The sequence below is a fragment of the Aeromonas sp. ZOR0002 genome (assembly GCF_963866995.1).
GTDB lineage: Bacteria > Pseudomonadota > Gammaproteobacteria > Enterobacterales > Aeromonadaceae > Aeromonas > Aeromonas caviae.
Genome location: NZ_CAWMFQ010000169.1, coordinates 27,310 through 35,105 on the forward strand (window position 1 = coordinate 27,310; position 7,796 = coordinate 35,105).

The following is a 7,796-nucleotide window of genomic DNA, read 5'->3' on the forward strand; positions in this document are numbered from 1 at the left end:
ATGAAGGCAGCCACCTTGGCCAGGGTCAGGCCGATATCCGCCATCACCTGGGCCGGGGTCAGTGCCTCGCCCCCTTGCTGCAGGTTGGCGAGGATGGGGAGCAGTACCAGGGCCAGCACCATCACCAGATCCTCCACGATGAGCCAGCCGATGGCGATGCGTCCCTCGTTGGTGTCGAGCTGGCCGCGGCTCTCCAGGGCGCGCAGCAGCACCACGGTACTGGCGGTGGAGAGGGCCAGGCCAAACACCAGGCCGGCGGTCACGGTCCAGTCGAGCAGTTGGGAGAGGCCAAGGCCGAGCAGGGTCGCAAGGGTTATCTGGACGATGGCTCCCGGGATGGCGATGTGTTTCACCGACAGCAGGTCTTTCACGGAAAAGTGCAGGCCGACACCAAACATCAGCAGGATGACGCCGATTTCGGCCAGCTCGGGGGCGAGCCGCAGGTCGGCGACATAGCCCGGCGTAAAGGGGCCGCATACCACGCCGGCCGCGAGGTAGCCCACCATGGGGGAGATGCGCAGGCGGCTTGCCAGCATGCCGAAGAGGTAGGCCAGCACGAGGCCGCCTACCAGGGTGGTGATAAGGGGGAGTGAGTGGTCCATGTCGTCACCTCGCTAATGGCAGTCAGGGGCTACCAGATCACCCGAAGGCGAAGAGGGCAGCTGTCAATGAGCAGGGGGCGAAAGAGACAGAAGTTGGCCGTATCAAGGGGAAGTCTTGAGGGCAACAGATGCCGTTTCTATTGAAAAGTAATGCATTTATATGCCATGAGCAACACTGTTCCAGTTTTTTCGTTGATTTTGATGAAAAACATCTTTAATGCATTGCGATTGGGTGAAAAGAGTGTGCAGTTAAAGAAAAATTGGCAGGAATAATCAATCGATGATGATATTGGGAGGCAAGGGAGAACACCTATGAGCACACGGCATGGAGGAGGCGGGCCTCCTCCATGGTGAACGAGGGTGCTGAAGGGGCATCACTCTCCCCTGGCGACCCCCTCACGTCTGGGGTCTGCGGCTCCCAGCCAGCCGCCGGCATGGCGCTGGACGCCCTGCAGCCCGGAGGTCTGCTCGTTAAGCAGGACCTCGTGCCCTCTGGCCTTGAGCCCCTGAACCACGGCGTCGGGCGTGCGCCCCTGCTCCAGCTCGGTGGGGCCGTTGCGACTGCCGAAATTGGGCAGGTTGATGGCCTGCTGCAGGTCGAGCCCCCAATCCTGGGTGCCGAGCAGCGCCTTGCCCACGTAGTTGATGATGGCCGAGCCTCCCGGGGAGCCCAGGCTCATCTCGAGCTCGCCGCTTGCCTTGTCAAACACCAGCAGGGGCGACATGGAGGAGCGGGGGCGCTTGCCGGGCTCCACCCGGTTAGCCACCGGCAGGCCGGCGGCGTCCACCGAGGTGAAGGAGAAGTCGGTGAGCTGGTTGTTCAGCAGGTAGCCGTTGACCATCAGCCGCGAGCCGAAGCCATCCTCGATGGAGCTGGTCATGGCCACCGCCATGCCGCTCTTGTCCACGATGGAGATGTGGCTGGTGGAGGGCAGCTCCGGGGTGGCGTCCCGGCCCCTGGCCAGCGCCCGGGGCGGGTTGCCGGGCTGGGCGACGCCCATGGAGCGGTTGCCGATAAGGTGTCCCCGCTGCGCCAGATAGCCCTTGTCCAGCAGGCCGGCCACCGGCACGTCGACGACGTCGCCGTCGGCCACATACTGGTTGCGATCGGCGAAGGCGAGGCGTGCCGCCTCGCTATAGAGGTGAATGGCCTCGCTGGAGGCGGCCAGTTGACCCTGCTCCCCCTGTACCGGTTTGAGGGCGGCCATGTCCCGGCTCTCCAGCATGCCGAAAATCTGGCCAAGGGCGATGGTGCCGGAGGAGGGGGTCGGGAAGCCGCAGATCTCGCTCTGGCGATAGTCAAAGCAGAGCCCGTCCCGCAGCTTGGCCCGGTAGCTGGCGAGATCGGCGGCGCTCAGCACCCCGGGGTTGGTCGGGTGGGCGTGCACCTTGGCCACCATGGCCTCGGCCAGCGGGCCGCGATAGAAGGCGTCGGGGCCGTCGCTTGCCAGGGTACGCAGCACCCTGGCCAGGGCCGGGTTGGTGAGCCGGGTACCTGCCGTCTTGGGAGTGCCGTCCGCCTGATAGAAGTAGGCGCGGGCGTCCGGATCCCCGGCCAGATAGGGATCTTTTGCCAGCAGGGTGGCGAGGCGGGGGCTTATCACGAACCCTTGCTCTGCGAGGGTGATGGCGGGTGCGAACAGCGTGGCCCAGGGCAGCTTGCCATAGCGCTCGTGGGCCAGGGCCAGGGCACGCACCGTGCCGGGGGCGCCGACGGAGCGCCCGCCCACCACCCCCTCATAGAAGGCCATGGGTTTGCCCTCCTTCATGAAGAGCTGATCGGTGGCAGCGGCGGGGGCCGTCTCCCGGCCATCTACCGCCGCCACCTGCTTGCCATCCCACACCAGCATGAGGGAGCCGCCGCCGATACCCGAGGATTGAGGCTCCACCAGGGTCAATACCAGCTGGACGGCGATGGCTGCATCGACGGCGCTGCCCCCCGCCTTGATGATCTGGTAGCCCGCGTCCACCGCCAGCGGGTTGGCCGCCGCCACCATGAAGTCACGGCCCTGCCAGCCCGGTTTGTCAATCCAGCCGCTGGCCGCCTCCGGGGCGATCAGGGTCTGGGGAGGAGGGACATAGTGAAAGCCGTCCTGGGAGGCGCAGCCGCCAAGCAGGCCGAGGGCGACCAGCAGGCCGAGGGGTTTGAGGGACATGACAGGCTCCTTGTCGGTTTCTTGTTCACCTGCCGAAATGTGTCACACTTGGAGCTTGATTAAAAGTTTGTCTTAATACTCATATGGTTACAAAACTATCAAGGAGACGCTCATGACACACCGGGGGACGCTGGCGAAACCTTGCATGGCGGGGCTGCTCTGCCTGTTGCTGGCGGCCTGCGGGGAGCCGACCTTCAGACCGCTGGCCCAGGGGGAGACCCTGCTCGCCTTCGGGGACAGTCTGACCGAGGGGCGCGGGGTGAGCCCGTCCCAAAGCTACCCCAGCGTGCTGGCGAACCTGAGCGGCCATCCCGTGGTCAATGGCGGGGTGTCCGGAGAGCTGAGCCAGGCCGGCAGGGCCCGCCTGCCCGGGTTGCTGGCCCGGCACAGACCCGCTCTGGTCATCCTGCTGGAGGGGGGCAACGACATCCTGCGTGGCAGCGGGGAGGCGGCCCTCAAGGCCAATCTCGCTGCCATGATAGAGGCGGTGCAGGGGAGCGGGGCCCAGATCCTGCTTGTCGGGGTGCCCCGAAAATCCCTGTTTGCCGATGGCGCTCCCCTCTACGAGGAGCTGGCAGAGCAGTACGGGCTGGTGCTGGACAACGACAGCATCGGTGAGTTGCTGCGAGACCCGGCCCTGAAGTCCGATGCGGTGCATTTCAATGCCGAGGGTTACCGCACCCTGGCGCAGCGATTTCATCGACTGTTGCTGGAAAGGGGGGCGCTCTAGCGAGGTGTCATGCTGCCGGGGCAGTGCGCCATGCTGCCGTAACCTATGGGGTCAGGAGATTGCGCGGCGGCGCTACCCCGGAGGGGGCCAGCCCGCGGCGACGGTGCCGATGGAGATGAAAAAACCGCCGTGAAGGCGGTTTTTTGCAATCAGGCTGAGCCAATTTGCTTAGATGGACTGCTCTTCACCGCCCAGGGCGGCAAACAGGGCCGGGATGAACTGGGAGAGCTCGGCGGTGACCAGGGCGAAGTCGGCGTCCAGGCGGGCGGCGGGATCTTCACTGGTGACGTCGTCGTTCTGCTCGCGCAGCTCTTCGCTGAACTTGAGGCGCTTGATGGAGAGATCGTCCCCCAGCACGAAGCTCAGGGTTTCGCCCCAGTTGAGGGCCAGCTTGGTCACCAGCTTGTCGTTGGCCAGGTGATTCTTGATCTCCTCGCTCATCAGATCCTGCTGCTTGCAGCGGATGATGCCGCCGTGCTCCATGGCGCTGCGCAGCTCGGCTTCGTCCTCCAGGGTGAAGGCGGCGGGCAGGTTGCCCTCGTTGAGCCACTCGGTCATGGTGATCTCGGGCGGGTTCTTGAGGGCCACCGGCACTACCGGCAGGGAGCCGATGGATTTGCGCAAGAGCGCCAGCAGATCGTCCGCCTTCTTGGCGGAGCCTGCATCCACCACCATCAGGTTGTCGGCAGGGTTTATCCAGGCGAAGGTCTGGCTGGTGCGGCTGAAGGCGCGGGGCAGCAGGGTGTGCATGATCTCCTCTTTCAGCACCTCCTTCTCTTTCTTCTTGAGGGCGCGACCCTGCTCGAATTCAATGGCCTCTACCTTCTCCGCCAGCATCTCCTTGACCACGGTGCCGGGCAGCATCTTCTCTTCCTTGCGAGCGCACAGCAGGATGTGGCCAGAGGCGGCGTGGGTCAGGGTGGAGCCGAATTTGCCAAGGGGCTTGACCCACCCGAACCGGGAGATGTCCTGGCTGCCGCACGGGGTGAAGGCGCAGGCTTCCAGCTGGGTTTCCAGCTGCTCAACGGTCAGGTCGAAGGGGCGGGTAAAGCGGTAAATCTGCAGGTTTTTAAACCACATGGCGTCCTCGGTCTCTAGATTGTCCGGCGGGCATTGTACTAGAGAGGCGCTTTGTGATCAGCCAATCATTCTCGCTAAATAAAGGGCGATCGACCTCACAGGGCCCCACCTTGATCCCCCGGGAGCGGGCCCAACTCCCCTAGACTGCGAGTGTTCACATTGCTGACAAGGAGGCGACCATGTTGAGACAGAGTCGGCCGGAAGACATGGAAGAGATCGTCGAAATCTGGCTCCTGGCCTCCCTGCAGGCCCACGATTTCGTCGATGCCTCCTGCTGGTGGCAGGCTCAGGAGGAGCTGCGTACCCGCTACCTCGATCATGCCCGCATCTGGGTGTTCGAGGAACGAGGGGACCTGCTCGGCTTCATGGCGCTGGTGGATGATTACCTGGCTGCACTCTTCGTGCGCCCCGACCGGCAGGGGCGGGGGGTGGGGCACGCCCTGTTGCAGGAAGCCAGATCCAGATGTGCCGAGCTGCATACCCGAGTCTTCGTGGAGAACGAGCCAGCGGTGCGTTTCTACCGCCGCCACGGCTTTGAAATCGGGGGGGAGGTGCCCGATCCCCTCACCGGCCATCTTCAGTACCAGATGCATTACCAAGCCGTCTGAATCTGACGTCTGGGGCTGCCCCGGTTGAAAACGGGGGGCACCATCCTCATCTTGTCTCCATCCCGGGGCGCCCTCGCCCCCGCTCTCTTCTCCTTATCGAGCCGTTTTCCATGAAGATCCTGCACACCGCCGACTGGCACCTCGGTCATCAGCTTCACGGCCACGACCGCCGCTTCGAACACGACGCCTTCCTCGACTGGCTGGCCGACACCATCAAGACCCGCGACATCGATGCCCTGCTGGTGGCGGGCGATCTGTTCGACACCGCCAACCCTCCCGCCAGTGCCTGGCAGCAGCTCTACCGCTTCCTGGCACGGCTGCGCGCCGAGCACCCGGCACTGGAGATGGTGCTCATCGGCGGCAACCACGACTCCCCCTCCAAGCTGGATGCCCCCCACGAGCTGCTACGCGCCTTCGACCTGCATCTGGTGGGCAGCATCAGCCGGGACGACGAGGGACGCCTCGAGACCGAGCGCCTGCTGGTGCCGCTGCGAGGCAAGAACGGCGAGGTGGCCGCCTGGTGCGCCGCCGTGCCGTTTCTGCGCAGCAGCGATCTGCGCCCAGAAGGGCTCAGGGAGGGGCAGGACAGACTCATCGAAGGGGTACGCCAGGTCTATGAGGCGGTGCTGAGCGAGGGGCGGGCGCGCTGCCATCCGGACCAGGCCCTCATCGCCATGGGCCACGCCTATCTGGCGGCGGGCCAGCTCTCTGAGCTCTCCGAGCGGCGAGTGCTCGGCGGCAACCAGCATGCCCTGCCTGCCGAACTGTTTGCCGCCGCCGACTACACGGCGCTGGGTCATCTGCACCTGGCCCAGAGCCCGGCCGAGGGGGTGCACTACAGCGGCTCGCCGCTGCCGCTCTCGCTGGCCGAGGCGAATTACAACCATCAGGTGCTGGAGGTGACGTTTGAGAGGGGCAAACTGGCCCGCCTTGAGCGGATCCCGGTGCCCCGCGCGGTGGAGATGATCCGCCTGCCCCAGAGCGGCCTTGACGAGGCGCTCCAGGCCATCGAGGCGCTGGCGCTGCCCGCTTGCCCGCAGCAGGCGCAGCCCTTCCTCGAGGTGCGGCTGCTGCTGCCCAAACCCGAGGCCCGCATCCGCGAGCGCGTGCTGGCCGCCATCGGCGACAAGCCGGTGCGCCTGGCCCGCATCACGACCAGTTATCAGGGCTCGGGCCAGGGGCTGGCGGACGGTGCCGGCCAGCGCCGGCTCGATGAGCTCTCCCCCACCGAGGTGTTTCGCCTCTGCTATCAGCGTCAGTTCGACGGGGAGCCGGAGGCCGAGCTGGTGGCGTCGTTTGAAGAGATCCTGGAGAAGGTGAAGGAGTCCAGCCAATGAAAATCTTGTCGCTGTCAGGGGAGAATCTGGCCAGCCTGACCGGTCAATTCACCATCGATTTTGCCGGTGGCGCCCTGGGGGCCGCCGGCCTGTTTGCCATCACCGGCAATACCGGCGCCGGCAAGAGTACCCTGCTCGATGCCATCTGTCTGGCGCTCTACGACGAGATGCCGCGCTTTATCGCCAACCGCAAGAACGTGGCCGAAGTGGGTCGCATGGATGACGAGGAGAAGCTCAAGGCCAACGACGTGCGCGGCATCCTCAGCCGCGGCCACGCCAGCGGTTTTGCCGAGGTGCAGTTTCGCGGCTGTGACGGCCGTGTCTGGCTGGCCCGCTGGGCGGTGCGCCGGGCTCGCAGCCGCGCCGAGGGGCGCTTTCAGCCCCAGGAGCGCAGCCTGACCGACGTGGCGTCGGGCCAGGTGTTCAGTGGCAGCAAGCGGGAGCTGCAGGATCGCATTGACGAGCTGGTGGGGCTCTCCTGGGAGCAGTTTCGCCGCGCCGTCATCCTGCCCCAGGGGGAGTTTGCCGCCTTCCTCAAATCGAGCGCCGACGAGCGTTCGGCCCTGCTCGAACGGATGACCGGCACCGAGCTCTACTCCGCCATTTCGGTCCAGACCCATGAACGGGCGCGGGAGGAGCAGCAGAAACTTGCCGCCATCAGCCAGCGGCTCGGCGACGTGGCGCTGATGGACGAGGCGACCCGCGAGCAGTGGGTGAGCCAGCAGATCAGCCTCGCCACCAGCCTCAAACACGAGCAGCAGCAACAGCAACTGATGCAGGACTTGCGCGATCTCAACGGCCGCATCGCTGCGCAGTTGCAGGCCTGTCAGGAGGGAGAGGCGGCCCTTGCCGCGGCGGAGGCTGCCCACGGTGCGGCCGCTCCCGAGCGGGAGGAGTTGGCCCGCGCCGAGCAGGCCCAGGTGGCCCGCGCCGATCACGACGAGCTGGCTCGCCTCACCCTGGAGGTGCAGCAGCAGGAGAAGGCACTGGCCGAGCTTGGCCCCGAACTTGGCAAGCTGGAGGAGCAGACCCAGCAGAGTGCCCTCACCGAACAGCAACTGCTGGCGGAGAAGATCGCCGCCGAGCGCGAGTGGGGCGCCCTGCAGCCTGAACTCAAACGGGCGCAGGAGCTCGACACCCGCATTCGGGAAAAGCAGCAGCAACTGCAGAAGATCCAGCAGGAGGGGACGCAGGAGCGGGAGGTGCAGCTCACCCTGGAGCAGGGCTGGCGCCAGCAGCGCCAGCAGGTGGAGCAGCTCAAGGCCCAGCACCAGCAGTGGGGC

The 7,796-nt window shown here is 65.6% G+C and carries 7 protein-coding genes; 4 read left to right on the forward strand and 3 right to left on the reverse strand.

Annotated elements, in window-relative coordinates; translation table 11 throughout:
• Both AACR77_RS09885 and ggt read right to left on the reverse strand, forming a co-directional pair.
• Nucleotides 1-602: cation:proton antiporter domain-containing protein (locus AACR77_RS09885; protein ID WP_042881148.1), on the reverse strand; the 602-nt coding region annotated here is incomplete at its 3' end.
• 374 nt (nt 603-976) lie between these two features.
• The gene (gene ggt, locus AACR77_RS09890; protein WP_042881149.1) at nt 977-2,758 is read right to left on the reverse strand and encodes a gamma-glutamyltransferase; all 1,782 of its coding nucleotides are present in this window, start codon (nt 2,756-2,758) and stop codon (nt 977-979) included.
• Between the two features lie 112 nt (nt 2,759-2,870).
• Here ggt and AACR77_RS09895 point away from each other — a divergent pair, with 112 nt between their 5' ends.
• Nucleotides 2,871-3,488 (forward strand): arylesterase, encoded by a 618-nt coding sequence (locus AACR77_RS09895; protein ID WP_042881150.1) that lies wholly within the window; start codon nt 2,871-2,873, stop codon nt 3,486-3,488.
• A 168-nt stretch (nt 3,489-3,656) separates the two neighbouring features.
• Here AACR77_RS09895 and rdgC read toward each other — a convergent pair whose 3' ends face one another.
• Complete coding sequence (gene rdgC, locus AACR77_RS09900; protein ID WP_042881152.1) at nt 3,657-4,568, reverse strand: recombination-associated protein RdgC; 912 nt, start codon at nt 4,566-4,568, stop codon at nt 3,657-3,659.
• A gap of 179 nt (nt 4,569-4,747) precedes the next feature.
• Here rdgC and AACR77_RS09905 point away from each other — a divergent pair, with 179 nt between their 5' ends.
• From AACR77_RS09905 to AACR77_RS09915, 3 genes are all read left to right on the forward strand, one after another.
• Entirely contained in the window at nt 4,748-5,176 is a 429-nt protein-coding gene (locus tag AACR77_RS09905) for a GNAT family N-acetyltransferase (protein WP_010673565.1), read from the forward strand.
• A gap of 110 nt (nt 5,177-5,286) precedes the next feature.
• Nucleotides 5,287-6,513, forward strand: coding sequence for an exonuclease SbcCD subunit D C-terminal domain-containing protein (locus tag AACR77_RS09910; RefSeq protein ID WP_042014751.1), 1,227 nt, complete (start codon nt 5,287-5,289; stop codon nt 6,511-6,513).
• A partial coding sequence (locus AACR77_RS09915; protein WP_042881156.1) for an AAA family ATPase occupies nt 6,510-7,796 on the forward strand: 1,287 nt, incomplete at its 3' end. The genes AACR77_RS09910 and AACR77_RS09915, both read left to right, overlap by 4 nt.